Source organism: Ruegeria sp. TASC047 (assembly GCF_059612445.1).
In genome coordinates this window covers 263,250-287,149 of the sequence record NZ_JBXWQP010000029.1, presented here as the reverse complement: position 1 = coordinate 287,149, position 23,900 = coordinate 263,250, and the positions used below count along the sequence as shown (strand labels likewise).

Genomic DNA, 23,900 nt, shown 5'->3' with positions numbered 1-23,900 from the left:
GATGGAAGGACGAACCACAAGAGACAGTCATCGAAGTGACCACGCTGCATTGCAGCTTCGCCGAACCGGGCTTTCGTTGCCGCTGCGAAATCACAGTCTGCGAACGGAAGCGGACGCTCAATCGTTTGATTTTCGCCCCAATTTGTATTCTGGAAGTTTGGCCAAGGCCGATTTCAACGCGTCACCCCATCTATTGGAAACAATGCGAAAGTACTGATCGTCGGGTTCAAATCTTGACCGCGTACCGCCTTCAAAGCTGTCTTCTTCGTAGAAAAGTAGGTCAAGTGGAGCCCCGACAGACAGATTGGCCTTAATCGTGGAGTCGAAGCTGACCAGCAGGAGTTTTACGGTTTCCGAAAAACTCATTTCCGGATCATAGGCCCGCACCAGAATTGGGCGACCATATTTTGTCTCACCGATCTGAAAGAACGGGGTATCATCGCCAGCCTCGATAAAGTTGCCTTCGGGGTAGATCAGAAACAGGCGAGACGGGCCGCCTTTGATCTGACCACCCAGAATGAGCGTCGCGTGAAAGGCGCTGTCAGCTTGCTGACCAGACCGGGCATGCTCCTCGATGACGTCGTTCAGCGTAGCCGCGACCAGTTGCGCAACTTGAAACATCGTCGGTGCCTCTAAGATCGATGGCGAGCGATCTGCCAGCGCTTTTGTTCGTTCTTCCAGAAGGCTTATCGTGGCCTGAGTAGTGGCCAGGTTTCCGGCCGTTAGGATTGTGATTGACCGGTCCCCTTCGACTGTCCAGTTGAACATCTTGTTGAAGGTCGAAACATTGTCCACGCCAGCATTCGTGCGCGTATCGGACATGAACACCAGCCCGCGATTCAGCCGCATGCCCACAGCATAGGTCATCAAATTCTCCGTTACTGCTGTGCGACTTGCAATTGCACTGTCAATCGCTCGCCCGCTGTCCCAATTCTATTCCCTATTACCGGTGCGGCTTGGGCATAGTCCAGCCCGGTTGCGACGCGTACGTATCGATCGTCAGATGAAATCCCATTTGAGATGTCAAACCCTACCCAGCCAAGCCCGTCCAAATGCACTTCGGCCCAGGCATGGGTCGCATCCTGAAGTTCCGTTTCGTTCATCATCAAGTAACCCGATACATAGCGTGCTGGCACTCCAATCTGTCGTGCACAGGTAATGAAGATATGAGTATGGTCCTGACACACTCCGCACCCAGCTTTGAGTGCATCTTCTGCGCTCCAGCCCGGGTGCGAGCTTCCGATCTCGTACGCGACCTGAGTACGAATTCTTTCGGATAGAGAATGCATCTGTTCCAGTGGTTCGCCTTTGGGCAACGCGCCTATCAGTTCAGCAACCCCTTTCCCCGGCGTTGTCTGCGCGGTGCCCCTTTTGAACAGCCACAAAGGTGTCGACCCTTCGTGACGCCCCAAGACGCCGTGGGTGTCTTCCACCTCAACAACACCTTCGGAGATCAACGAGATACTTTGGGTGTTCGCGTCGAAACTGATCAATTCCACGGTGTTGCGATGGTAGTCTTCAAATGTCAGCTCTTTGCGCCCGCCGTTGATTTTGGTGTTCCAACTTTCAATTCTTTGATTGCGAAATGACTTTGGTGTCTTCCTCAGTTGTTGCAACCCGAAGGAAACTGGTGCGTCGAAATCGTATCGTGTCTCGTGTCGAATGTGCAGTTTCATTATTTACTCGTAGAACCGGTAATCAATCTCGATCTGACGGCTTAAGTTGCCGAGATCGGTCAGAAAATCCTGAATGTACTCATGCAGGCCGAATTCAAAGATATCGGAAATTTTCTGATCCAGATATTTCTCGTAGAGAGCATTTGATGCCTCGCACGAAGGCCCGGCAAAGCCGTAGTCTTTTTTTAAGTAGGACAGGTTTTCCTGAATCTTTCTGCAGCAGAAGTGCAAACTGCGGGGCATCCGCTGATCCAGGATCAAAAACTGCGCGATGTCAGACGGACGCGTTTTCTCCCCATGGGTCATTCGATACCCGCCGCCAGCGCCGACAGAGCGCAGGATGCTTTCCCATTGGATGTTGTCCAGTGACGAGCCGACCGAGAAGGCTGTGGGCAGAAGAACATAATATTTCACGTCTAGAATGCGCCCGGTATTGTCGGCCCTTTCGACAAACGTCCCAATGCGGGTGAAATCGAAAATGTCGTTGCGCAGCATGGTCCCCAAAGTGGCACCACGGACCAGAGCCGCCTGTTGTCGAATGAGTTCCAACGTTGCAGGTAAGTCCCGCTCATTCACGCGTCGTTTCATCACCTCATCGATCTGCATCCAGGTGGAGTTCACCGCGCTCCAAACATCATGGGTCAGCGCCGTCCGAACAAGGCGCGCGTTGTCTCGGGCGTGCTTGATGACCGACTTGATCGAGGATGGGTTTTCAGCGTCACGCAACACCCAATCGACCGCATTGTCTTTTGAAATCTCATCGTACTTGGCGTGGTACCCATCCAGAACCCCGGCCGTTTTCAGAACTGAACCCCATTCCTCGGCAGAATTCTTAGTACGGGTCAACGCCATCCGCTGACCTGTTTCAAGCAGCCTGGCCGTGTTTTCCGCTCGCTCAAGATACCGGGACATCCAGAACAACCCGCCAGCAGTTTTTCCAAGCATGGTCAGTCCTCCAGAACCCAGGTGTCTTTGGTCCCGCCACCCTGACTTGAGTTCACGACTAGAGATCCCTTCTTAAGCGCCACGCGGGTCAAACCGCCAGCCGTGATCTTGATCCCTTCGGGTGACACCAAAACGAACGGCCTTAGGTCAACATGTCTGGGCGCAAGTCCCGAGCGCGCAAAGATCGGAACCGTCGAAAGCGACAGAGTCGGCTGAGCAATGTAGTTCCCGGGCCGCGATTTGAGCTTGTCGCGGAACGCCGAAATCTCTTTCTTGCTGGCGGTCGGTCCGATCAACATTCCGTAGCCGCCAGATCCGTGTACTTCTTTCACAACAAGCTCGGACAGATTGTCGAGAACATAGGATAGAGACTCGGGATCGCTGCAACGCCACGTGGGAACATTTTGAAGCAGGGGCTTCTCGCCGGTGTAGAATTCAACGATTTCAGGCATGTATGAATAGATCGCCTTGTCATCGGCAATGCCTGTTCCGGGCGCGTTTGCAATCGTGATGCCGCCAGCGCGATAGACGTCCAGAATGCCCGGCACGCCCAACGCGCTGTCCGGGTTGAAATTCAGCGGATCTAAGAAGTCGTCATCCACCCTTCGATAGAGAACGTCGATGGGCTTATAGCCTTTCGTAGTGCGCATACAGACGCGCCCGTCTACAACTCGCAGATCATGCCCTTCGACCAACTCGACAGCCATCTGATCCGCGAGAAACGCGTGCTCGTAATAGGCCGAGTTGTATATGCCGGGTGTCAGGACAGCGACAGTGGGTTCACCCTCTGCGCAGGTTGGAGCGCAGGCCGCCAAAGACCGCCTTAGACTGCGCGGGTAGTCGGAAACGTTCCGAACGTTTGTGGCGCCAAAGAGTTCGGGAAACATTTTCAGCATCGTTTCCCGGTTCTCGAGCATGTAGCTCACCCCTGACGGCGTGCGGGCATTGTCTTCCAGCACAAAAAACTCATCCGGACCGGTACGCACCAAATCGACACCAACAATGTGCGTATAAACCTGACCGGGTGGTGAGACACCAAGCATCTGCGGCAGGAACGCTTCGTTTCCGGCAATCATCTCAGCCGGCACACGCCCGGCACGGACAATTTCCTGACGATGGTAGATGTCGTGGAGAAAAGCATTGATTGCGCGGACCCGCTGTTCGATGCCGCGTTCCAGCCGCTGCCATTCCCGCGCTGAAATCACTCGTGGCACAATATCAAACGGTATCAACCGTTCCTCGGCCTCGGCTTTGCCGTAAACGTTAAAAGTGATCCCTGTCAGCCTGAAAACTTCTTCGGCTTCGCGCTGTTTCGCCCGCAGTCTTGATGCGTCTTCAGCATTGAACCAGCGGCCGATCTCTTCATATGGACCTCTGAGCGATCCATCGCCGTTGAACATTTCATCAAAATACTCACTCATGCTTTGAGTTTCACGCATAAATCAGAATTTTCAAGTCATTCAGGCTTGGTTGGATGCTGCCTTGGGAAGAAGTGTCTAATTTTCAGGCTATTTGAATAACGCAATGATCTGACAACACTGAGCCGTTGGTGTTTTCAGTTGATGTCACATTCATTGAGCTGCACTAATCAGTGCTGAACTTTTTGCGGCATCGAAACTTCCGCTTTGGGTTTTTTTATCAACGCACGCTGTCCAGCCGGTTCTGTTGAGGAGGCTCAGTTATCCGGCCACCCTGTCAGGAGGCCGGCCACCAAGTCATTGCGATCATCATAGTGTTTTCCATGGAACACTGACAATCGTCTACAAGATTACTGGTCAATTAAATGGTGGATAAGGCTCGAGACTGAACTCGGATGCGGTGCAGCACGTTCTTGATAGGGGTCGCTATGAGACGCAAGGACGGCCCTTTGCTGCCCTTGGCCGTCTGGTCTGGATGCTGCGCCGCGGCTCGCCAGACAGGCCATTCACCGCGCGTGCAAAATCTGGAGATGATCGAACTCACGGTCTGCGGACGAACCTGCATTTCTCTGCAAACTGTTCAACCATTGCTGAGGGCCCTAGAGCATATACTCAGGGCCCAATCTCAACTCCAAAGCTCAGAAGTCGTCACGGGGTAAGATCCATTGCCGCCACGACCTTGTCGTAAGGAAGTCCGGCGGTATCATTCAATCGACGAACTTGATCGGCACTTTCACCATCAAACAAGCACATGCAGCGCCCGTCTTCGGGAGCAAATGTTGAACGAACATAGCTGATTTTGTCGCCATCTGCTGTCATTTTCTGTGCTGTTGCTATCGCGGCTTTTTGAGCAGCACCCAAGTCATCCATGGTGATACCCTTGAGGTTTCTTTCGACCATAAAAACAGACATCTCGTTCCCTTTCCGAACAATCAAAACCAGTGCATCTATTACACTATGGAGCTTCGGCTCGGGGAACTATCGATACCTTATGACTTAATAACTCCAGGTTTGGATAAAACGGTGTATCCTGCGTTGTGATTGTCTTTCGCCATCAGTGACGAGGTGCCCCAATATGGAGATGTCTCAGATTAGATATGTCTTATCTGCCGCAAAGCATCTGAATTTCACCAAAGCTGCCGCAGAATGCAATGTAAGCCAACCAGCGCTTACCAAGGGCGTCAAGTCACTAGAGACCGAACTTGGCGCACAGGTTTTTCATCGGGAGGGCCGGAAAATTTTGGTCAGCGACTTTGGAAAGTCAATGCTGCCGCATCTACAGCACATCGTTGACGAAGCAGAAGCTACACAAGCGCTGGCTCAGAATTTTCGTTTGCTCGAAAAGGTGCCGTTGCGCTTAGGTGTCCTTTCAACAATTGGGCACGTTCGCCTTGCACGGTTTCTGGCTCAATTCGAGAAAAACCACAGCGGCTTGGAGTTGTCAGTCAATGAAGCAAGCGCGTCGGATCTCAAGAAAAAACTTTCTGATGGTGATATCGATGTCGCTTTGATGACGCTGACTGAAGAACTGGAAGAAGAGTTTAGGGCTAGACCACTTTACGTCGAAAGATATGTGGTTGTTTTTCCGCCGGAGCACCGCCTTGGACAACTAAACTCAATTTCGCTCCAAGATTTATCTCGAGAAAACTATGTAGATCGTTTGGCTTGCGAGTTGCGCGAGATGGTAATGTCCGTTTGTCAGTCAAAAGGTGTGGAACTTTACGCTCGCTTCCGTTCTGAGCGCGAAGATTGGGTACAAGCAATGGTTGCTGCAGGCATTGGTTTTGCTTTCATGCCTGAGTATTCGGTTACTCTGCCGGGCTTGTTGCAGCGCCCGCTTGTGGAGCCAGAAGTTTCAAGAACTATCGCGGCCTTTACAGTCCCTGGCCGAAAATACTCGCCGGCTCTCGATGCGCTGATGAGGTCTTCGCAGACTTTTGCATGGCCGGGATAAGAAACTTCGGTTTTGGGCCTGCTCTGAAACCCGATTTTCCTGCCGTTTGTAGTTAGAGTTTTTCGCTCGTATTTTCCTTTGGTCGTTCCAGGAGTTTGCGACACTTTCATCAAACGGCAAGTTAACGTGACAACCCCCGTCTGCCCTATGCCCACAACCAGATTCTAAGCTAAGTCGATCCAAGCCGCATTCCTTGAAGAGCTTTGTACGCACGCGGCCACAAATTTAACGCCATTGAGCCCGTCATAGACTGTCGGATAAACAACCGAAGCGTCAGGTGAAATACCATTTCGGAAAGCTTGGATCGCTTCAGCAGCCTCTCCATAGATATTCGTGAACCCCTCAAGATATCCCTCGGGATGTCCCGGAGGAACTCTACTCAACCGGTTGGCTGCATCAGCAGCACTAGCTCCATTTCGGGTGATTAGACGCTTTGGTTCGTTGTATGGCGTGAACCACAGGTAATTGGGATCTTCCTGAGCCCACTCCAACCCACCTTTTTCGCCATAGACGCGCAAACGAAGAGCGTTTTCATTGCCGGGAGCCACCTGAGAAGACCACAGCATACCGCGCGCTCCGCCTTTGAAGCGAAGCAAGACGTGGGCGTTGTCATCGACTTTGCGCCCCAGCACAAAGGCCTGCAAGTCTGCCGCAAGGCTTTCCGCTTTTAGCCCGGTCACGAAGCAGGCAAGGTTGTATGCATGAGTTCCGATGTCACCGGTTGATCCACCAGCGCCCGAGCGTTCGGGATCGGTTCGCCATTCCGCCTGTTTGAAATCCTGCTGCTCGGTCAGCCAATCCTGTGGGTATTCAACCTGAACCACGCGGATCTTGCCAATGTCGCCGTTGGCAACCATTTCACGCGCCGGTGGTGTCAGACGAATTCGAACCAGTCTCTGGTAGGCCAGTGACACTGTCCGTTAAGCCGCGCCAAGTTCACGCCACTCGGCAAGAGCGGCACTGCGTTTCAGCTTGAAGGTGTCTCGGCTCGTGAGCGATCTTTCCTGATTGAAGTGGTTGTAAACGGAGGAGTGAACGGCGGCGAATTTCTGCAAACTTCGCATCCGCCGGAAGCGTTGCATGGCGCGTTCCCTTCGTCGGAATGGAAGATGAGAATTCTCAACCCGGTTGTTGAGCCACCTGCCCGTGCGCTGTTTTTCTAAAGCCCCCAGCTCTCTAAGCGCGGCTTTGTATGACGCGAGGCGATCAGTGACAATCTCCTCAGCACACCCGCGCTGCTTCATCAATTTCTTGAGGAATTTCAATGCCGCCTGTTTGTTTCGGCGTTTCGTGACAACTGCCTCTAGCACCTCGCCTTCATGGTCGACCGCACGCCAGAGGTAGTGGCGCTTGCCATTGATCTTCACAAAAACCTCGTCCACGTGCCATTTCCATTTTGAAAAAGCTCGAAGTTGCTGAACCCGTTTTCGTCTGATCTCAGAAGCAAACATCGGGCCGAAACGGTTCCACCAGTAGCGGACAGTTTCGTGGCTCACGTCGATCCCGCGTTCATGCAGCAGATCTTCCACATTCCGAAGCGAAAGCGGGAAACGGATGTATAACATCACAGCAAGGCGGATGATCTCGGGACTGGTCTTAAAGTACTTGAAAGAGGCAGGTTTGCTCATTCCCAAACGCTACGCAACCGCCCTGCCCCGCTCAAGCAAAGTTAGTCTGACAAGGCCATTCGAAGCGCATTTGCGACTCGAAGCCGCTCAAGGTTTGCGTAGAACATAGCCGTAGTAGTTGCAGGCGCCAAAGAAGGTGCCCCCATCCGCAGCGGCCCTGAGATCTGCGGTTATCACCGCAGCCTCGTCTTCCGAAGATACGCCGGAACTCACGAGCATGGGGCCGATCGTATCAACGAGGCCCGCAAAGAAATCCGGCGTACCGGCTTCGGCGATCAGGTAGGAGAAGCATCTTTCAATCGAAAGACCTGCCGCGTTGGCCATGCGGGGCAACCGTCGCATGACTCGGGGCTGTGTGACCGTAGCTTCAATCATGGCATTATCGATCTCAGCGGCTCGACCTGGGTCTGCTGTCTCCAGCGTGGACGAGGCATAGTCACCATCAAACACTACAATCGCGCCACCTGTTCGCGTCACGCGCGCGGCTTCCTGTAGGGCGGTTGCAGGGTCATCGAGGTGACTAAGCAATGTGTGCATTACCGTGACGTCAAAACGGCTGTCCTCAAAAGCAAAGCTGCGAATATCACCAGGCTTGAAAAACGTCTTCTGCGACAGCCCCTCCAATGCCGCCAACTCACGAGCCTTGGCAATTAATTGCGGGCTCAGATCGATGCCGGTGACCCGGCCGGTGAAATCCTTCCGAGCGGCTATTCTGCGGGCGACAACGCCCGTTCCACTTCCAAGATCGAGAATTTCTTTCGCTTGCGATATGCCTACCGCGTCCAGATAGTCGTCGATCATTCCTAGAAATCGCGCATCTCTCCCGCGCTCCTCAAGTCGAGCTACCATCATCTCGAGCATGCTGGCATCAACTTGATCGGAAATTCGATATGGATCATCCGCCATCGGTTTCGCGCCCCATCTGTTGACCATGTTCAGTGCGATTCTCGCCCACCGTGGGTTCCTATTTTAGGTTAATCTGTCTGAATTGTCTTCGTGTCACGCTCCGGCAAAGGTCAGGAAAGAATACAATGAGAGCACTCTTTGCAGTGACCTTCAAAACCCCGTTGGAAGACAAATTGCCACTTCCCTGCTATCCTGACGGCTAGACTAGGGAGGGAAATGGGATGGGAGTACAGAGCCAACTGCCACAACTGAACAACCAGCATATGACTTGTGGAGGGGGGTTCGAGACCTGGCTGCAGTATGTCGATGGGTTCGAACTTCGCCACTTTTGCGCTTTCGAGCTTCTGAATGACGAGCGCGGCGTCGCTTGCCTAAAAGACTATCAACGCAAGCTTGTTGAGGCGGCTGTTGCAAACAAGTTTGGTGTCATTAACGAGGGCCTGCATTACCGCGCTAGCCGGGACTGGGGCGAGTTGATCGGGTTTTCCCGCGAAGCTCTTGAGGAAATCAACATTCGCGGAATCGAGTTTTACAAGGATTTTGCACGTGAATATGACAGTCCTGATACACCAATGCTTGTTGGCGGTGTCATTGGCCCCCGCGGTGACGCCTACAATGTCGGCCGGATGCCAGACGCGGCGGAAGCTGAAGATTACCATTCCGAACAGATCCTGACCTTTAAGAAGGCTGGTGCAGATATTGTGAGCGCTTTGACGTTTTCGAGCACGGAGGAAGCGATCGGCGTCGCTCGGGCCGCGAAAGCGGCGGGCATCCCCGCCGTGATCTCATTCTTCGTTGCGAAAGGTGGGAGACTTAACGGTGGAGAAACTCTGGAAGATGCGATCAAGACAGTCGACGCGGCCACTGATAACGCTCCCGCTTACTATATGATCAACTGCACGCATCCGACCGAGTTTGCGCCAGCGCTTACCGACGGTGCATGGACAAAGAGACTTGGCGGCTTCATGCCAAATGCCGTTGCTATGGAAACGCTTGACCTGTGCAAGCTTGGTCATCTTGAGGACGGTGATCCTAAGGAACTCGGCGGGCAGATGGCCTCTTTGGCTAGCCGTTTCCCTCATGTTAACGTTTGGGGTGGGTGTTGCGGTACCGACGGACGCCATATTGGCCAGATCACACAACAGGTCTTGGACGTCCGAAATGGATAGCCGCAGAATAATTCTTCATCTCAAGCCAATGGCCGCATTGTCGCGCACCCCAGTCGTTCGTTCATGCTGCAGCGAATGTCGGCCCTTCGATATCCTGGCTTCAATCCGCCAATCGCGCTTGGAATGGCGAGCGCGTCCTGATCTACTCAAGACTTAGCACCACCCCGCACAACCACGCCGCCGTCGGGTGTCGCTGACCGTTTCGATAGCGGTCGAACCGGCCTCAACTGCGGCGCAACCCATTTTCGGCAAGTATCTGAAAAGGCGACCAGTTTTGGATGCGTCTCGATTTGGGTGAAGGGCGGGTGAAAGGAGACGCGGGGCGTTCGGAGACCAATTTCGGGCCAACGGCCAGTCTCCGAAAGTCGGATGGTCTCGCTAAACCCCTTTGAAACAAAAAGAAAAAAGGCCCCGTCAGGGACCTCATATCGGGTTCGCGAATGGTTTGTGGCGGGGAGACAGGGATTCGAACCCTGGGGACGCTCTCACGCCCAACGGTTTTCAAGACCGCCGCATTCGACCACTCTGCCACCTCCCCGTCGAAGGCAGGGTCTAAGCGCAAGTTCGGCCAGAGGCAAGTCGAAATCGGGATTTCTTGCCGAAGCCCGCGCAGCGGTCTTTCCATGACTCTTCAGCCGCGTTATGATCCCCGAAATAGACCGAAACAGGCTGGCAAGCAGAACCAGCAGACCGGCAGTGGGGTTCCTAGAACGAGACCCCTTCAGGCAAGGGATAAGCAGATGAAGCGAGCGATCATGACACGCCCGGGACCGAAACGGTTGGCGTATCTGGCGTTGACTTTGACAGTTTTAAGCGGGTGTGAAGACATTCTTCAAGAGACTGAAAAACCTGAAGAAAAATCAAACAAAACCGAACTCCTTCCCGAGGTAGCCTCGGGCTCCCAGCGTGAAGTCGAAGCCCCCGAGGTTTTTCAGGTCACCGAAGCGGGGCTTTGGGATGGCAGGCCCTCGCTGGGCGGAATCTGGGTTGCCTATCCGGAAGTATCCCAGCCCGAGCGTGTCGTAATTACGAACACCGCAAACAACAAGTCTGTAACAGGGGCCCTGTTCCGACGTGAACGCAACCTGCCCGGCCCGGCGCTTCAGGTGTCATCTGCGGCTGCGGAACAGCTCGGAATGCTGGCGGGCGCGCCGACAAAGGTCAGTGTGGTCGCTTTGCGCCGTGAAGCTGTAAAGGAATCACCACCAGAGGACGCGCCCAAACCGGAAGACGAGGCGGCAGATACGGCTGCGGTGTCGGACACCGCGGCCACCGGCGATCCATCCGCGGCAGATACCGAAAAACCGGCCAAGCCGAAATGGTGGCAAAAAAAGGCACCAGCGGCGGCAGCCGGTACAGCAGTGGTTGGGGCGGAAGCGGCAAGTTCTGCCAACGAAGCGACCGAAGGTACGGAAACGACCACTGATGCGGCATCGGCCACTGAGGACCCAACAGAGCCCACTGAAGAAAAACCCGCCAAGCGGAAGTGGTGGCAGAAAAAAGAGCCAGCAGCGGCAGCGGCGGGAGCCACCGTGGCTGCGGCGGATGTCGCGACAGACAGTGTTGATGTAGCCGCAGATGTAGCGGTAGCCGCAGCTGCACCGGCGTTGTCGGATGCGCCGGTCGAAGCCCCCATTGAAAAACCCGCGAAACGGAAGTGGTGGCAAAAGAAAGACCCCACTGAAATCACCGAAACGCCGCTGGACCCCATCGAAGGCGCAGCAGCCGCGATTGACGCGACCGAAGCGGTTCCGGCCGCGGCGGCGGCAACAGGCGCTGCGTCGTCGCTGAGCAAACCATTTGTGCAGATCGGCACATTCAGCGTCGAAGCAAATGCGAATGCCGCTGCTGAGAAAGTGCGCCGGAATGGCATGTCGACTGTTGTGCGGGAACTGAAAACCGAAAACAAAACAGTATGGCGGGTCCTGGTTGGCCCTGCCGCAACCCGGGCCGAACGCAAAGCCATTCAAAAAGATGTAAAGGATCTTGGTTTCAAAGATGCGTTCACCGTGTCCGACTGATACAAGGAGGCATAACATGCTATCCTCATTGCGAACTTCTGTTCTGGCCATTGGGCTTGCTGTACTGGCAATCCCGGCTCAGGCTTTTGATACATCTGCCCGCGCGGCGTATGTGATCGATCAGACCACCGGTACGGTGCTTTTGGCAAAAGACGCCGATCAGCCCTTGCCTCCTGCATCCATGTCCAAGCTCATGACGCTGTATGTTGCTTTCGAAGCGCTGCGTGACCGAAGACTGAAGCTGGACGAAACCCTGCCCGTGTCCGAACACGCGAAGAGCTATGGCGGCTCAACCATGTTTCTGGACACGCAGGACCGGGTTCGGGTCGAGGACCTGCTGCGCGGCATCATCGTTCTGTCAGGCAACGACGCCTGCGTGGTCCTCGCCGAGGCGCTAAGCCCTGACGGGACAGAGGCCGGGTTTGCCCGCTATATGACCCAGCGCGCAAAGCAGATCGGTATGAACAACTCGAATTTCGCGAACTCGAACGGTTGGCCTGCCGCCGGACATATGATGTCGGTTCATGATCTTGCGGTTCTGGCCGACAGGCTGATTACCGACTTTCCCGAATACTACCCCCTGTTTTCAGAAGAGGTATTCGAATTCGATGGCCGTGCGCCGTCGAATGCCCGTAACCGCAATCCATTGCTGAAACTGAGCATTGGCGCGGATGGCCTGAAAACCGGCCACACGCAGGAGGCCGGATACGGCCTGGTCGGGTCTGCCAAACAAGGCGATCGCCGTGTCATCTTTGTCCTCAGCGGGCTGGACAGCACCGGTCAACGGGCAGAGGAGGCTGAGGCCGTGGTTAACTGGTCGTTTCGAAATTTTGTCGAGAGGACAGTTGCCAACGCGGAAACGCCGATAGCCGAAGCCAAGCTGTGGATGGGCGAGAAGAAGACCGTAGGTCTTGTACCTGACGGCGATCTGACGGTTCTGTTTCCGGTTCTGGGCACACAGAACGTCAAGGCTGAAGTTGTCTATCAGGGTCCCATCAAAGCACCGGTCAATAAAGGCCAGCAACTGGCCGAGCTTGTCATCAAGCCTGAAGGATTGCCGGAAATTCGACGTCCGCTGGTGGCAGCGGAAAACGTTGCAATTGGTGGATTTGTCGTTCGTATGCTGACCGTTGGCGGCATTGTTCTGAAAGACGTGATCAATAACCCGCTGGAGTCGATGTGACCAAGGCGGGGTTATTTCTGACTTTCGAAGGCATTGACGGATCAGGCAAGTCAACTCAGGCGCGGATGCTGGCGGATCAACTGCGGGCGCAGGGTCATGAGGTCGTTTTGACGCGTGAACCGGGCGGCTCACCCGGCGCGGAGGAAATCCGCAGCCTGGTATTGGAAGGTGATCCCGACCGCTGGTCGGCCGAAACGGAAGTCCTGCTTTTCACGGCCGCCCGCCGCGACCATCTGGAACGTACGATCGAACCCGCACTTGCCGCAGGGCAAGTGGTGATCTGCGACCGCTTTGCCGACAGCACACGTATGTATCAGGGCCTGTCGCGAGGCGATCTGCGCGGCCTTGTTGATCAGCTGCACAGCCTGATGATCAAGCGCGAGCCGGACTTGACGCTGCTGATCGACATGGACCCCGATACCGGCCTGTCCCGCGCCAAAGGGCGGCAAGGCGCGGAAGAACGGTTCGAAGATTTCGGCCCGGACCTACAAAGGAAAATGCGGGCGGGCTTTCTGGCACTGGCCCATGAGTTTTCCGACCGTTTCCGCGTGGTGGACGGTAACCGGGACATGGACAGCGTTGCGCAGGATGTGACAGAAATCGTCCAGGCTGCTTTGCGATAGACGATGAATGACGAAATCCCCTCTCCGGATCAGGTGCCCGGTGCGCCGCATCCCCGCGAGACCGTCCGGCTTTTTGGTCAGGATGCGGCGGAACAGGCGTTTCTGACCGCCTACAACTCGGACCGGCTGCACCACGGCTGGTTGCTGACCGGGCCGCGTGGCGTCGGCAAGGCAACGTTGGCCTGGCGGATTGCGCGGTTCTTGCTGGCTACACCTTTGGCAAACGACGGTGGGCTGTTTGGCGCGCCGCCACCGCCAGAGACGCTCGACATTGATCGCGACCACCCGGTGTCACGTCGCATTCTGGCCGGGGCCGAGCCGGGATTGGCCGCGATAGCCCGGTCGCTGAATGATCAGGGGCGGCTGCGCAACGAAATCGTTGTGGACGACATCCGAAAGCTGGGAAAGTTCTTTGGCCTGTCCTCTGCCGATGGTGGGCGCCGGGTCGTAATCGTGGATTCGGCGGATGAGATGAATGTCAGCGCCGCCAATGCTTTGCTGAAGATGCTGGAAGAGCCTCCGGCGCGTACAACTCTTTTGCTGGTATCGCACCAACCCTCGCGCTTGTTGCCGACCATCCGCTCTCGGTGCCGGACCTTGCGTCTTGGGCCCCTGAGTGCCGGGGATATGCAGGACGCGCTGTCGCAAACCGGGACGACCTTACCGACGCATCCCGAATATCTCGCCGCATTGGCCGCTGGCTCGGTCGGGGACGCCGTTCGCCTGATCAATCTGGGCGGGCTTGAAATCTATGCCGAACTGATTGCCATTCTGGGCACCCTGCCCCGCCTGGACCGGCAGCGCGCGCTGGCCCTGGCCGAGGCTGCGGCACAACGCGGCGCGGCCGAGCGCTTTGATCTGCTGCTGACACTGATCGATATCGCCTTGTCTCGGCTGGCCCTGACCGGGGCAACCGGAGCACCGCCGACCTCTGAGGCCGCCCCGAACGAAGCTGAAACGCTGGCCAGACTGTCAGATTCTTCGGATCAGGCCCGTCGCTGGGCCGAAGTCGCAGCGACAATCACAGCCCGCACGCGACATGGTCAGGCGGTGAACCTTGACCCTGCCGCTCTGGTCCTAGATACGGTGTTCAAGATACAGGAAACCGCCGGCCAGGTCAGATGAGCGACACCCCCCAGATCACCGACAGTCACTGCCATCTGGACTTCCCGGATTTTGACGGTCAGTTGGACGACATCATCTCGCGCGCGGCCGAGGCTGGCGTGACTAGGATGGTGACGATTTGCACCAAGCTACGCAATGAACCCGCAGTCCGTGCAATTGCCGAAGCCCATGCACCGGTATTCTACGCCGCAGGCACCCACCCGATGAGCGCCGCAGACGAGCCTATGGTCTCGGTCGATGAATTGGTTGCGCTGGCACAACATCCCAAATTTGTGGGCATCGGCGAATCCGGTCTGGATTACCACTATACCGCCGACAGCGCTGAGCTTCAGAAGCAATCTCTGCGCATTCATATCGAAGCAGCCCAGCGCACAGGGTTGCCTTTGATCATTCATGCCCGCGCGGCAGACGACGATATGGCCCAAATTCTGGCCGATGAGTATCGCAATGCGCCCTATTCCTGCGTGATGCACTGTTTCTCGTCCTCGGCCGAGTTGGCCAAAGCCGCGCTGGATCTTGGGTTTTATCTGTCCATGTCCGGCATTGCGGCCTTTCCCAAAAGCCAGGAGTTGCGCGACATTTTCGCAAGCGCGCCGGTGGATCGCATTCTGGTGGAAACCGATGCGCCCTATCTTGCGCCGCCCCCTTATCGTGGCAAGCGAAACGAACCGGCCTATACCGCACATACAGCCCGAAAAGGGGCTGAAGTGTTCGGTCTGGAGTATCCGGCTTTTGCCGCCCAAACTCAGGCGAACTTTGACCGGCTGTTCAGCAAGGCGGCAACGAACAGGGCCGCTGCATGACCGAATTGCGATTTACCATTCTGGGCTGCGGATCGTCAGGCGGCGTACCCCGGTTGGGTGGCCACTGGGGTGCTTGCGATCCTGCTAACCCCAAGAACATTCGCCGGCGCTGTTCCCTGCTTGTCGAGCGTGACGGCCCCGGCGGCACAACCTCAGTGTTGATTGATACGACCCCGGACATGCGCAGCCAGTTGCTGGACACGGGCACCGAGCGGCTTGATGGTGTAGTCTATACACACTCTCACGCGGATCATGTCCATGGAATCGACGACCTGCGCATGATCGTGTTCAACATGAAAACCCGTGTTCCGGTCTGGGCTGATGGTGATACTCAGAACGCCCTGCTGGGGCGGTTTGGATACGCCTTCATTCAACCCGAAGGGTCACCTTATCCTCCGATCCTCGACCTCAAGTCCATCGACGGGCCGTTCGAAATCGACGGACCGGGCGGGCCCATTCCGTTTCGTCCATTCAAGGTCAATCACGGCTCGATAGATTCTCTAGGTTTTCGCATGGGACGGCTCGCCTATTTGCCGGATGTTGCCGAAATATACGACGACGCATGGCCCGAAATGGAAGGGTTGGAATATCTTATAATCGACGCCCTGCGCCGAAGCCCTCATCCCACACATGCACATCTGGAAAAAACGCTTGAGTGGATTGAGAAGCTGCAACCAAAACAGGCGATACTAACCAACATGCATATCGATCTGGACTATATGACCGTCGATGCAGAAACTCCGGACAATATCACCCCCGCCTATGACGGGATGGTGATACATCACGCGTTTCAGGTCCCTGTTCCTTTTGCATAAGATATTGCAACATGGCCGTTGCACGGGGGCCAAATGCTGCAAAGCCTGATTGACGTCATTCTTCCTGTCTTTCTTGTGATCGGTGCTGGCTACACGGCAACACGAACAGGATATTTCAAAGAAGACCATGTCGACGGGCTGATGAGATTTACGCAAGGGTTCGCGATCCCATGCCTGTTGTTTTTTGCCATCGCGCATCTGGACCTCAGCGCCAGTTTCGATCCCCGGCTTTTGGCCAGTTTCTATTCCGCCGCCGCCTTGTGTTTCATCGCTGGTCTTTTTGGTGCGCGCATCATTTTCGGCCGCGAATGGGAAGACTGCGTGGCAATCGGGTTTTGTTGCCTGTTCTCTAACTCGGTTCTGCTGGGGTTGCCGATTACCGAACGCGCTTATGGTCCCGAGAACCTGACAGGCAACTATGCGATTATCGCCTTCCATTCCCCGTTTTGTTACGGCGTAGGGATCACGGTGATGGAGGTTGTCCGCAATCGCGGAAACGGTGGCGTACGCATGGCGCGTTCTGTTCTGTCGGCAATGTTCAAGAACGCGCTGATCCTTGGTATTGCACTGGGATTCGTGGTTAATCTATCCGGTTTGGCCATCCCGGCTGTGGTGGACGAAGCCCTTGGTCTGATCACGCGGGCCGCCCTGCCTGGCGCCCTGTTTGCACTGGGCGGGGTATTGGTCAAATACAAACCCGAAGGTGATCTGCGCACTATCGCCTTTGTTTGCGCAATCTCGCTGATGCTGCATCCCAGCCTTGTGTGGATATTCGGCAAATCCACAGGGCTGCCTCAGGATCTGTTCCGCTCGGGCGTGTTGAACGCAGCCATGGCGCCGGGGTTCAACGCCTATATCTTTGCCAACATGTATGGCCGCGCCAAGCGGGTGGCAGCTTCGGCTGTTCTCATTGGGACAGCCACATCCATCCTGACTGTCTGGCTTTGGCTAACGGTTCTGGGCTAACAGTAGTGTTGACTTCGGTTCGCACAGAGGCACCTAACGCATATCGTGTCAGGAGATCCAAATGCCACATGCCATCATCGTCGCACATGGTCAGCCGTCCGATCCAGAACCGGCCGAGGCTGCTTTGGCTGCGTTCGCGACTACGGTCGACGCCCTGACCGAGCATGTAACGGTGCATGCAGCAACTCTGGCCGCGCCCGGCGCGTTCGAGGCTAAGCTGAGCAGCCTGCCGGAAAACACGGTCATTTATCCGCTTTTCATGGCAAATGGATGGTTTGTCACCAGCGCTTTGCCCAAGCGATTAGGGGATCACAAAGCGCGCATCCTAGACCCATTAGGTATTGACCCAGAGCTACCGGCCTTGACCGCACACGCCCTGCAATCCGAGTTGTCCAAAAGGAATTGGGCAGCTGCGTCGACCGACCTGGTCATTGCAGCACATGGGTCAGGGCGTAGCCGAAACCCGTCGGCGGTGGCACTGAATTTCGCATCTCAACTTGAGGAAATGCTGGCTTTGAAATCTGTCCGCGTTGGGTTTGTTGAAGAACCACCTTCCATTTCCGAAGCCGCAACCGACACGGGGGCTCAGGCGCTGTGTCTTCCGTTCTTTGCCTGCACCGGGGGGCACGCAGTGGACGACGTGCCCGCCGGATTGAGCCAAGCAGGGTTCAAAGGCGTTCTGCTGCCAGTGGTAGGGGAACTGCCACCCATCCGGCACCAGATTGCCAAGCAGTTAACAAAGGCCGTTCAGCTCGCTTGAAAATTCGCCTGAAATCTCCGACCCGGAAACAGGAAAAACTCAGGTTTGCGCTTTGATCAGCGTGGAATACAGGCGGTGACAGGACCGGCCGTCTCGCTTGGCCTGATAAAGGGCGACGTCGGCGGCGTGAAGGATGTCGGCGGCTTTGGGAACCTTGAACTGGGTGGATAAGGCCGTTCCGATACTTGCAGAGATACAGCACGGTTGGTCCTGAAACATCATGGGTTCATTCAACCTCGCGATCAGACGGCCGGCGATGGACTCCAGAGTTTCTTCCCGCGTCAGGCCCTTGAAAATTATGACAAACTCATCCCCACCAACCCGGGCAACCGTATCGTCTCCACGCGTCTCTTCAAGCATGATGCGGGCGGCCTGTTGCAGAACGTAATCCCCGGCGGCATGGCCCAGCCGATCATTCACGGATTTGAAGAAGTCTAAATCCAGATGCATAAGGGCAAATGTAGAATTTGCCAGGATCAGATGCCCCAACAAATGATCCATCGCGCGGCGGTTCTTCAATCCTGTCAATGTATCGGTATATGCCTGCTCTTCCGCGGCTAGCATTGCCCCCTGAAGCCTGAGATTAAGTGAACGGGACGCTTCCATCGCGGCGGATTTGGCTTCGACCAGATACAACAGCTCGATCGCCAGGTCAGTGCCGGAAAAATCAGCGCTTGTCAGGGCGTAATCCCGAACCGCATCCAAAATCGAAATACCGAATGACAGATTGATGACTGCACCGCCCGAGTCGGGCAAGGGCGCGACCAGGCCTTTCAGAGTCGTACGCGGTTCATCGCGAAATCTCAGATGCAGTTTGGCACCGGCCATCGACATCAACGCGGGAACGGTGGTGACTGTTCTGGGGCGGATCAGCTCGAACACGTCCAGAACCCCCAGCCCGACCAAAGGCAATTCGGGCCGCAGCTTTTGCAGTGTCGGACCCGCTTGTTGAATGCATCCGCTTCGGTCCACCAACAGGAACATCGGGCAAAGCGTTTCCAGAAGATCTGCCAGTTCCTGAGTATGTGTCATCTGTTCCGAGCCCCCAGATCAAAATGGCGCCCCTCGGCAAAGGCGCTTTCGACCAAAATGATTGAAATGATTTCACAACACTCTTGACGACCCTCATGCGACAGCATCACCAGCGCACCATAATCATCGGCCATCGCGCGCAGGACCCCAACCATAACACTGGAAAATCCCGGTAAGTCCGGAAGGCAGCACAACTGGTATTCCGTGGCTGAAAGCTCTCTCAACTCAAGCGCAGGCAAATTCAGATCAGAGACAGCCAGTCTTACACGATCCGCAAGATCATCAAGGGAATGAAGGAACTCAACATAGGTGACACCCCCAAACCTGAGCAGTCGGCGCAGCCCTTCCATGTTCGGATGGGACACCAGATATGTTCCCAGATCTTCGAGGATTTCCGCCTGTGGTCGGTTGAGGTCAATACTCAGGGCCTCGAGCAACCGGGTCGTCATGTCATCATCATAGATGAGCATGGCTTCAAATTCGACAAACCCTAGCCGTGCACCTTCGGTCACGCGAACCCAGCAGGATTGCCCGTAGGTCGCGCCGACAAAGGACTGTATCGCCCGATTGATCAGACCATGCATCGGATGCCTCAGATTGGTGTCCTTGGCACTGTGGTCTGAGAAACCTTAACAAATAGCCAAAATTCGCCCCGAGTTGCTGTGAAAGCAACGGAGTATCAAGTCGACACTACCCGCCCTGTCAGAAGTCCGTCGGCGCGCCGCCTTCAGCCTTGCGGCGTTCAACGAACTCGGCCAGTTCCTCGCGGATACCATCGTCCATCGGAGGGGCCTCAAAGCTCGAGATGATCTCTTTGAACATGTGATGCGCACGCTCAGCCGTCCAGATGCCTCCGGCGGCCTCCCAGCCCTCATAGTTCTTCCAGTCGCTCAGGAAGGGCTGGTAGAAGGCCGTGGTGTAGCGATCCTGTGTATGCTGGATTCCAAAAAAGTGACCGTCATTGCCAACCGCGCGGATGGCATCCAAAGCAATCTCATCCGGCCCGGTCGCGGTTAGATCAGGGTTCATATAACGCTGAATTTGCTGCAAAACCTCGCAATCCATGATGAATTTTTCCGGGCTTGCGATCAGGCCGCCTTCCAGCCAACCGGCGGCGTGGTACACCATGTTAGTGCCCGACTGCACGGCCGCCCAGAGCGAGTTCGAGGTTTCCCACACGGATTGCCCGTCTGGCACATTGGCCGCACACACACCGGATGAACGTAGCGGCAGCCCATAATATCGCGCCATCTGCCCGGTCATCTGGGTCGAGCGCATGTATTCCGGCGTCCCGAAAGCGGGCGCGCCTGATTTCATGTCTACGTTCGACGTGAACGTTCCGATTACGCAGGGAATACCAGGGCGCACATATTGGAACAAAGCGATAGCGCATAAGGCTTCGGCCAGGGACTGGGCAACCGCCCCCGCCATTGTTACGGGCGCCATTGCTCCCGCCAGCGTAAAGGGGGTTACGACAATCGCCTGCCCGCGCCGCGCCAATCTCAGGCAGCCATCAATCATCGGATGGTCATGCTTCAACGGCGAGGTCGAGTTGATGTTGGTGTACATCCGTGGCGAGGCCTCGAATTCCTCATGGCTGAGACCGCCCGCGATGCGCACCATTTCCATCACATCTTCGACACGTTCCTTACCCAACGAATAAGCGTGCATCGCCTTGTCGGTCAGGGTCAGCTTGTCATACAGCACATCCAGATGCCGGACGCTGGCATGAATATCGACGGGTTCTACAGGATATCCGCCTGCGAAGTGAATACAGTTGAAGTACTGCGTCAGTTTCAGAAGATTCCGGCACATCTCGCGATTGCCGGGCACTTTCTTTCCAATCTCCATGTCCCAGTAATTGGGCGGCGACGAAACGTTGCCGAACAGGATGTTCTTTCCACCTATCTCGATCCTGTGGTCAACATTGCGGGGCGTGATGGAAAACTGGCTGGGCGCCTTGGCGATCATCTCCATGAGGAAATCGCGCCCCATGCGGACGTTGTCACCATTGATCGTGCACCCCGCTTCGCGCAGGATGCCGATTGCCTCTTCGTTGTAGAATTCGATCCCGATTTCTTCCAGAATTCGCATGGCCCCTTCATGGATCGCTTCGATCCCGGCCTGATCCAGCGGTTCAGTCGGGCGATCTATATTGATGGGTGGGTCCCACGGCATCTGGTCAATCACCGCGCTGCCCCTGCGTGCTGCCGCACCTGCGCGTCCTCCGCCGCGGCGTTTGCGTGTGTTGGTCTCGGCCATGGTTGCCTCCGTTCTGGCTTGATACAAGCAAGACCCGAAGACGCATTTCTGGCCGCTCCATCTGCGACAGAGCTTGTCGGTTTTCTATAATTGTGCGTCGATTTTCCGGATCAACGCATCATTTTTCGGCCAGCCATGCAGGAATGTGACCGATATCCGGCAGGACCACATCCGCCATCGGTGCCAGCGCATCTGCTTCTGCCAATCCGGTCAAAACGCCAATGGTGATCATCCCGGCTGCGCGCCCCGCTTGCAGGTCATGAACACTGTCACCCACCATTGCAATGCGCGACGGCTCGACCCCGACCTGTGCGGCAAAGGCCAGCAACTGACCGGGCCCCGGTTTGAACCCATGACCACTGTCATACCCGGCGATAAAATCGAAGTGTTCGCGTATTCCCGCAGATTCCAGATGCTGCAATGCCGGGTGCTCACTGTCATTTGTCGCAACGCCCAGTTTGATCCCGGATTGCTGCAACCCTTTCAGGAATGGGCCCAACGGCACGGCAGGGGATTGAGGAGCGGCTGCGGCCTCGGCATTCATCATGTCCACAACTTCCTGCAATGTCACATCGTCAACATGCGCAATAAGCACCTCGGCGATTTCTTCGACCGTTGCGGCGATCACAATGCTACCTGTGGCATACCGCTCTTGCTCGTAGTCAAACCCGATGACGCTCCCGAGTTCCACCGCCCGGTCTACATCCCCCTTTGTCAGACGCATCAGCAACGAGCGCCCGAAGGTTCCCCAGGTTTTGGCAAAATCGAACAAAGTGCCATCCTTGTCGAAGACGATTGCTTCTATTGGCATCGCGTGCTCCTGCGGAAAAGATGTTCAGGTCCAGTGTACATCGCCACCGCCTGACAGAACGGCCCGCGCTTGGGCCGGGTGATCATAGGCGATCGAGTTGGCGTCACAAAACGCCATGACCCACGAATCGTCAAGCACCAGAAAATCGAGAACCGAAGCCAGAAAGTCCCGATCACCGGCCCGATTGCGAACATCCCCGATCGAAGCGCCTGTCGAGCCAAGAAATACAGGCAAAAGCTCGTCATTGCTGACCAGCCACCCCAGGGCTGTCAGAGCAAGAGTCTCGGCTAAGTCGGGCGATAGGGGCATAAACTGCGCTCAGAGAATGGTGTTGGAAAGAGTTTGTTAACCAGACTCATAAACAATTTGTTCACGCATGCAATCAACGGTGAACGACTATGTCTGTGCAAGGCACCATCCTTGTCCTCGACGGGGTATCAACCAACCGCATAATGCTGAAGGTTCAACTGACTGCTGCCTGGTACCACGTGGTGCAGGGTGGAAAACTTGAAGGGCTACAAGCCCTTGCCCGCCGCGTGCAGCCAGACCTTGTTCTGACGGCCCAGACATTGCCCGATGGAACAGCCGCAGATGTCAAGAAAGCCCTCGCCGAAGTATCAGGCCTTGATGACGTGCCCGTTGTCGTACTGGCAGCACAGAATGACAAAAACGCGCGTCTGCGTGCCCTGAAAGACGGGCTGGACGATGTGTTGACGCTCCCTTTCAAAGACACGTTGCTACTGGCACGCATTCGCAGCCTTTTGCGCGCGCGCGCAGCTACTCAAGATTTGCAGGTCAGCAACGGATCGCAACCTATTGGATTTGGGGAACCCGCCCCTGTCATGATCAGCCCACCGAACGCGGCCCGGGTTGATATCTTGACCGATACTGTCCGAACTGGTGCCCTTTGGTACAAGGCCTTGCAAGGCCACCACCATTTCGATCTGTCCTGGCACCTTCAATCGAACCTGCAAGGCGTTTTGTCCGGGCCGATACCGGACGCGATTGTGGTCGAACTGGGCTCGCACCCATCCGCGCTGAATATCCTTGCGGATCTCAGGTCACGGGCAGCAACCCGGAACACTGTCCTGATTGGCGTCCTGCAGGACTACGACGCCGTGCAGGCCTCGGAAGCGCTGGACAGAGGAGCGGACGCCGTATGCCTGGGGGGGTTCTGCGCGCAAGAGATCCTGTTGCGGCTGAACAATCAGATTGCGCGCAAGGCACGGCTTGATCATTTGCGCGTATCACTGAGAAAAGGGATCGCCGAGTCCTGGATTGACCCGCTGACCGGGCTGCACAATCGTCGTTACGCCATGCGGGCATTGGATCAGATCGCGCGCCAGTCTGCCCGTACCGGACGTGGCTTTGCCGTCATGCTGGCGGATCTGGACCACTTCAAGACCATCAATGACTGCCATGGCCATGGCGCCGGTGATTGTGTTCTGACGCAGGCCGCAAAACGCATGCAAAGCGCACTTGGATCCAAAGGTTTTGTCGCCCGTATCGGCGGTGAAGAGTTCATGTTTGCAGTGCCTGATGTGTCACAAAAGCAAGCCAGAAAACTGGCTGAGACCATCTGTGACAGCATTTGTCGCGCCCCGTTCCGACTATCGGACCAAGGTTTGCAGGTTAACGTCACGATCAGCATTGGGCTGGAGATGCCGCAATCGGGTACGCCGGGAAAAGAACGCACACCCGTTCCTGTAGAAGATATCCTGAAAGCCGCCGACAAAGCCCTTTACGCGGCAAAGAAAGCGGGGCGCAATCAGGTGAGTATCAGGCAAAGCGCAGCCTGAACCC

General features: G+C 55.9%; 23 protein-coding genes, 1 tRNA gene and 1 pseudogene. 11 read left to right on the top strand and 14 right to left on the bottom strand.

Going from position 1 to position 23,900, the window contains the following annotated elements:
• Positions 1 to 117: 117 nt before the first annotated feature.
• The 5 genes from AC2FLO_RS09225 to AC2FLO_RS09205 all read right to left on the bottom strand — a co-directional run bounded on the left by AC2FLO_RS09225 (position 118) and on the right by AC2FLO_RS09205 (position 4,951).
• A complete protein-coding gene (locus AC2FLO_RS09225) occupies positions 118 to 867 on the bottom strand; it encodes a proteasome-type protease (RefSeq protein WP_480583316.1) in 750 nt (249 codons plus the stop codon).
• An 11-nt stretch (positions 868 to 878) separates the two neighbouring features.
• Positions 879 to 1,676: a transglutaminase family protein gene (locus tag AC2FLO_RS09220; RefSeq protein WP_496752536.1), complete on the bottom strand. Its 798-nt coding sequence runs from the start codon at positions 1,674 to 1,676 to the stop codon at positions 879 to 881.
• Between the two features lie 3 nt (positions 1,677 to 1,679).
• Complete coding sequence (locus AC2FLO_RS09215; protein WP_496752538.1) at positions 1,680 to 2,621, bottom strand: alpha-E domain-containing protein; 942 nt, start codon at positions 2,619 to 2,621, stop codon at positions 1,680 to 1,682.
• Between the two features lie 2 nt (positions 2,622 to 2,623).
• Positions 2,624 to 4,042: a circularly permuted type 2 ATP-grasp protein gene (locus tag AC2FLO_RS09210; RefSeq protein WP_480583307.1), complete on the bottom strand. Its 1,419-nt coding sequence runs from the start codon at positions 4,040 to 4,042 to the stop codon at positions 2,624 to 2,626.
• 645 nt (positions 4,043 to 4,687) lie between these two features.
• The gene (locus tag AC2FLO_RS09205) at positions 4,688 to 4,951 is read right to left on the bottom strand and encodes a DUF4242 domain-containing protein (protein ID WP_209504391.1); all 264 of its coding nucleotides are present in this window, start codon (positions 4,949 to 4,951) and stop codon (positions 4,688 to 4,690) included.
• 163 nt (positions 4,952 to 5,114) lie between these two features.
• Between AC2FLO_RS09205 and AC2FLO_RS09200 the strand changes: the two genes are divergently transcribed.
• On the top strand, positions 5,115 to 5,993 hold the full coding sequence (locus AC2FLO_RS09200) for a LysR family transcriptional regulator (protein WP_480583304.1): 879 nt from the start codon (positions 5,115 to 5,117) through the stop codon (positions 5,991 to 5,993).
• Positions 5,994 to 6,157: 164 nt separating this feature from the next.
• On the opposite strand, the pseudogene AC2FLO_RS09195 reads toward AC2FLO_RS09200, so the two are convergent.
• The 3 genes and pseudogenes from AC2FLO_RS09195 to AC2FLO_RS09185 all read right to left on the bottom strand — a co-directional run.
• Positions 6,158 to 6,859, bottom strand: a pseudogene (locus AC2FLO_RS09195) (Gfo/Idh/MocA family protein); the annotation flags it as partial.
• 54 nt (positions 6,860 to 6,913) lie between these two features.
• Positions 6,914 to 7,621, bottom strand: a complete 708-nt coding sequence (locus tag AC2FLO_RS09190) for an IS6 family transposase (protein ID WP_496752540.1) — start codon at positions 7,619 to 7,621, stop codon at positions 6,914 to 6,916.
• An 87-nt stretch (positions 7,622 to 7,708) separates the two neighbouring features.
• Positions 7,709 to 8,527 carry a methyltransferase domain-containing protein gene (locus tag AC2FLO_RS09185; protein WP_496752542.1) on the bottom strand — a complete coding sequence of 273 codons (819 nt, stop codon included), beginning with the start codon at positions 8,525 to 8,527 and terminating at the stop codon, positions 7,709 to 7,711.
• Between the two features lie 221 nt (positions 8,528 to 8,748).
• Between AC2FLO_RS09185 and AC2FLO_RS09180 the strand changes: the two genes are divergently transcribed.
• Positions 8,749 to 9,696 (top strand): homocysteine S-methyltransferase family protein, encoded by a 948-nt coding sequence (locus AC2FLO_RS09180; RefSeq protein WP_496752544.1) that lies wholly within the window; start codon positions 8,749 to 8,751, stop codon positions 9,694 to 9,696.
• A 448-nt stretch (positions 9,697 to 10,144) separates the two neighbouring features.
• Here the strand turns inward: AC2FLO_RS09180 and AC2FLO_RS09175 are convergent.
• Positions 10,145 to 10,234, bottom strand: a tRNA-Ser gene (locus AC2FLO_RS09175).
• A gap of 202 nt (positions 10,235 to 10,436) precedes the next feature.
• Here AC2FLO_RS09175 and AC2FLO_RS09170 point away from each other — a divergent pair.
• The 8 genes from AC2FLO_RS09170 (at position 10,437) to AC2FLO_RS09135 (ending at position 17,992) form a co-directional block, all read left to right on the top strand.
• A complete protein-coding gene (locus AC2FLO_RS09170; protein ID WP_496752545.1) occupies positions 10,437 to 11,717 on the top strand; it encodes an SPOR domain-containing protein in 1,281 nt (426 codons plus the stop codon).
• Between the two features lie 16 nt (positions 11,718 to 11,733).
• Entirely contained in the window at positions 11,734 to 12,900 is a 1,167-nt protein-coding gene (locus AC2FLO_RS09165) for a D-alanyl-D-alanine carboxypeptidase family protein (protein ID WP_496752546.1), read from the top strand.
• A complete protein-coding gene (gene tmk, locus AC2FLO_RS09160) occupies positions 12,897 to 13,523 on the top strand; it encodes a dTMP kinase (protein WP_496752548.1) in 627 nt (208 codons plus the stop codon). The genes AC2FLO_RS09165 and tmk overlap by 4 nt, the downstream gene beginning before the upstream one ends.
• A 3-nt stretch (positions 13,524 to 13,526) precedes the next feature.
• Positions 13,527 to 14,648: a DNA polymerase III subunit delta' gene (locus AC2FLO_RS09155; protein WP_480583240.1), complete on the top strand. Its 1,122-nt coding sequence runs from the start codon at positions 13,527 to 13,529 to the stop codon at positions 14,646 to 14,648.
• The gene (locus AC2FLO_RS09150; RefSeq protein ID WP_496752550.1) at positions 14,645 to 15,451 is read left to right on the top strand and encodes a TatD family hydrolase; all 807 of its coding nucleotides are present in this window, start codon (positions 14,645 to 14,647) and stop codon (positions 15,449 to 15,451) included. Before AC2FLO_RS09155 ends, AC2FLO_RS09150 begins: the two co-directional genes overlap by 4 nt.
• On the top strand, positions 15,448 to 16,266 hold the full coding sequence (locus AC2FLO_RS09145) for an MBL fold metallo-hydrolase (RefSeq protein WP_496752552.1): 819 nt from the start codon (positions 15,448 to 15,450) through the stop codon (positions 16,264 to 16,266). Before AC2FLO_RS09150 ends, AC2FLO_RS09145 begins: the two co-directional genes overlap by 4 nt.
• Before the next feature lie 33 nt (positions 16,267 to 16,299).
• The gene (locus AC2FLO_RS09140) at positions 16,300 to 17,232 is read left to right on the top strand and encodes an AEC family transporter (RefSeq protein WP_496752554.1); all 933 of its coding nucleotides are present in this window, start codon (positions 16,300 to 16,302) and stop codon (positions 17,230 to 17,232) included.
• A 61-nt stretch (positions 17,233 to 17,293) separates the two neighbouring features.
• Positions 17,294 to 17,992, top strand: a complete 699-nt coding sequence (locus AC2FLO_RS09135; RefSeq protein WP_496752555.1) for a CbiX/SirB N-terminal domain-containing protein — start codon at positions 17,294 to 17,296, stop codon at positions 17,990 to 17,992.
• A gap of 39 nt (positions 17,993 to 18,031) precedes the next feature.
• Here the strand turns inward: AC2FLO_RS09135 and AC2FLO_RS09130 are convergent, their stop codons facing one another.
• From AC2FLO_RS09130 to AC2FLO_RS09110, 5 genes are all read right to left on the bottom strand, one after another.
• Positions 18,032 to 19,024 carry a diguanylate cyclase domain-containing protein gene (locus AC2FLO_RS09130; RefSeq protein ID WP_496752557.1) on the bottom strand — a complete coding sequence of 331 codons (993 nt, stop codon included), beginning with the start codon at positions 19,022 to 19,024 and terminating at the stop codon, positions 18,032 to 18,034.
• A complete protein-coding gene (locus AC2FLO_RS09125; RefSeq protein ID WP_480481768.1) occupies positions 19,021 to 19,608 on the bottom strand; it encodes a heme NO-binding domain-containing protein in 588 nt (195 codons plus the stop codon). The genes AC2FLO_RS09130 and AC2FLO_RS09125 overlap by 4 nt, the downstream gene beginning before the upstream one ends.
• Positions 19,609 to 19,726: 118 nt before the next feature.
• On the bottom strand, positions 19,727 to 21,286 hold the full coding sequence (locus tag AC2FLO_RS09120; RefSeq protein WP_496752559.1) for a trimethylamine methyltransferase family protein: 1,560 nt from the start codon (positions 21,284 to 21,286) through the stop codon (positions 19,727 to 19,729).
• 118 nt (positions 21,287 to 21,404) lie between these two features.
• Positions 21,405 to 22,097, bottom strand: a complete 693-nt coding sequence (locus AC2FLO_RS09115) for an HAD family hydrolase (RefSeq protein WP_496752561.1) — start codon at positions 22,095 to 22,097, stop codon at positions 21,405 to 21,407.
• A 24-nt stretch (positions 22,098 to 22,121) separates the two neighbouring features.
• Positions 22,122 to 22,406: a DUF3572 domain-containing protein gene (locus AC2FLO_RS09110; RefSeq protein WP_267362783.1), complete on the bottom strand. Its 285-nt coding sequence runs from the start codon at positions 22,404 to 22,406 to the stop codon at positions 22,122 to 22,124.
• 89 nt (positions 22,407 to 22,495) lie between these two features.
• Between AC2FLO_RS09110 and AC2FLO_RS09105 the strand changes: the two genes are divergently transcribed.
• Positions 22,496 to 23,896 (top strand): diguanylate cyclase domain-containing protein, encoded by a 1,401-nt coding sequence (locus AC2FLO_RS09105; RefSeq protein WP_496752563.1) that lies wholly within the window; start codon positions 22,496 to 22,498, stop codon positions 23,894 to 23,896.
• Positions 23,897 to 23,900 lie beyond the last annotated feature (4 nt).

Excerpts from the sequence above, each read along its gene's own strand:
- AC2FLO_RS09135 (WP_496752555.1), top strand. The coding sequence starts at position 17,294 with ATGCCACATGCCATCATCGTCGCACATGGTCAGCCGTCCGATCCAGAA.
- AC2FLO_RS09215 (WP_496752538.1), bottom strand. The coding sequence starts at position 2,621 with ATGCTTGGAAAAACTGCTGGCGGGTTGTTCTGGATGTCCCGGTATCTT.
- AC2FLO_RS09145 (WP_496752552.1), top strand. The coding sequence starts at position 15,448 with ATGACCGAATTGCGATTTACCATTCTGGGCTGCGGATCGTCAGGCGGC.
- AC2FLO_RS09180 (WP_496752544.1), top strand. The coding sequence starts at position 8,749 with ATGGGAGTACAGAGCCAACTGCCACAACTGAACAACCAGCATATGACT.
- AC2FLO_RS09110 (WP_267362783.1), bottom strand. The coding sequence starts at position 22,406 with ATGCCCCTATCGCCCGACTTAGCCGAGACTCTTGCTCTGACAGCCCTG.
- AC2FLO_RS09220 (WP_496752536.1), bottom strand. The coding sequence starts at position 1,676 with ATGAAACTGCACATTCGACACGAGACACGATACGATTTCGACGCACCA.
- AC2FLO_RS09130 (WP_496752557.1), bottom strand. The coding sequence starts at position 19,024 with ATGACACATACTCAGGAACTGGCAGATCTTCTGGAAACGCTTTGCCCG.
- AC2FLO_RS09125 (WP_480481768.1), bottom strand. The coding sequence starts at position 19,608 with ATGCATGGTCTGATCAATCGGGCGATACAGTCCTTTGTCGGCGCGACC.
- AC2FLO_RS09140 (WP_496752554.1), top strand. The coding sequence starts at position 16,300 with ATGCTGCAAAGCCTGATTGACGTCATTCTTCCTGTCTTTCTTGTGATC.
- AC2FLO_RS09165 (WP_496752546.1), top strand. The coding sequence starts at position 11,734 with ATGCTATCCTCATTGCGAACTTCTGTTCTGGCCATTGGGCTTGCTGTA.
- AC2FLO_RS09210 (WP_480583307.1), bottom strand. The coding sequence starts at position 4,042 with ATGAGTGAGTATTTTGATGAAATGTTCAACGGCGATGGATCGCTCAGA.
- AC2FLO_RS09105 (WP_496752563.1), top strand. The coding sequence starts at position 22,496 with ATGTCTGTGCAAGGCACCATCCTTGTCCTCGACGGGGTATCAACCAAC.
- AC2FLO_RS09205 (WP_209504391.1), bottom strand. The coding sequence starts at position 4,951 with ATGTCTGTTTTTATGGTCGAAAGAAACCTCAAGGGTATCACCATGGAT.
- AC2FLO_RS09150 (WP_496752550.1), top strand. The coding sequence starts at position 14,645 with ATGAGCGACACCCCCCAGATCACCGACAGTCACTGCCATCTGGACTTC.
- AC2FLO_RS09155 (WP_480583240.1), top strand. The coding sequence starts at position 13,527 with ATGAATGACGAAATCCCCTCTCCGGATCAGGTGCCCGGTGCGCCGCAT.
- AC2FLO_RS09120 (WP_496752559.1), bottom strand. The coding sequence starts at position 21,286 with ATGGCCGAGACCAACACACGCAAACGCCGCGGCGGAGGACGCGCAGGT.
- AC2FLO_RS09185 (WP_496752542.1), bottom strand. The coding sequence starts at position 8,527 with ATGGCGGATGATCCATATCGAATTTCCGATCAAGTTGATGCCAGCATG.
- AC2FLO_RS09200 (WP_480583304.1), top strand. The coding sequence starts at position 5,115 with ATGGAGATGTCTCAGATTAGATATGTCTTATCTGCCGCAAAGCATCTG.
- AC2FLO_RS09115 (WP_496752561.1), bottom strand. The coding sequence starts at position 22,097 with ATGCCAATAGAAGCAATCGTCTTCGACAAGGATGGCACTTTGTTCGAT.
- AC2FLO_RS09170 (WP_496752545.1), top strand. The coding sequence starts at position 10,437 with ATGAAGCGAGCGATCATGACACGCCCGGGACCGAAACGGTTGGCGTAT.
- AC2FLO_RS09190 (WP_496752540.1), bottom strand. The coding sequence starts at position 7,621 with ATGAGCAAACCTGCCTCTTTCAAGTACTTTAAGACCAGTCCCGAGATC.
- AC2FLO_RS09225 (WP_480583316.1), bottom strand. The coding sequence starts at position 867 with ATGACCTATGCTGTGGGCATGCGGCTGAATCGCGGGCTGGTGTTCATG.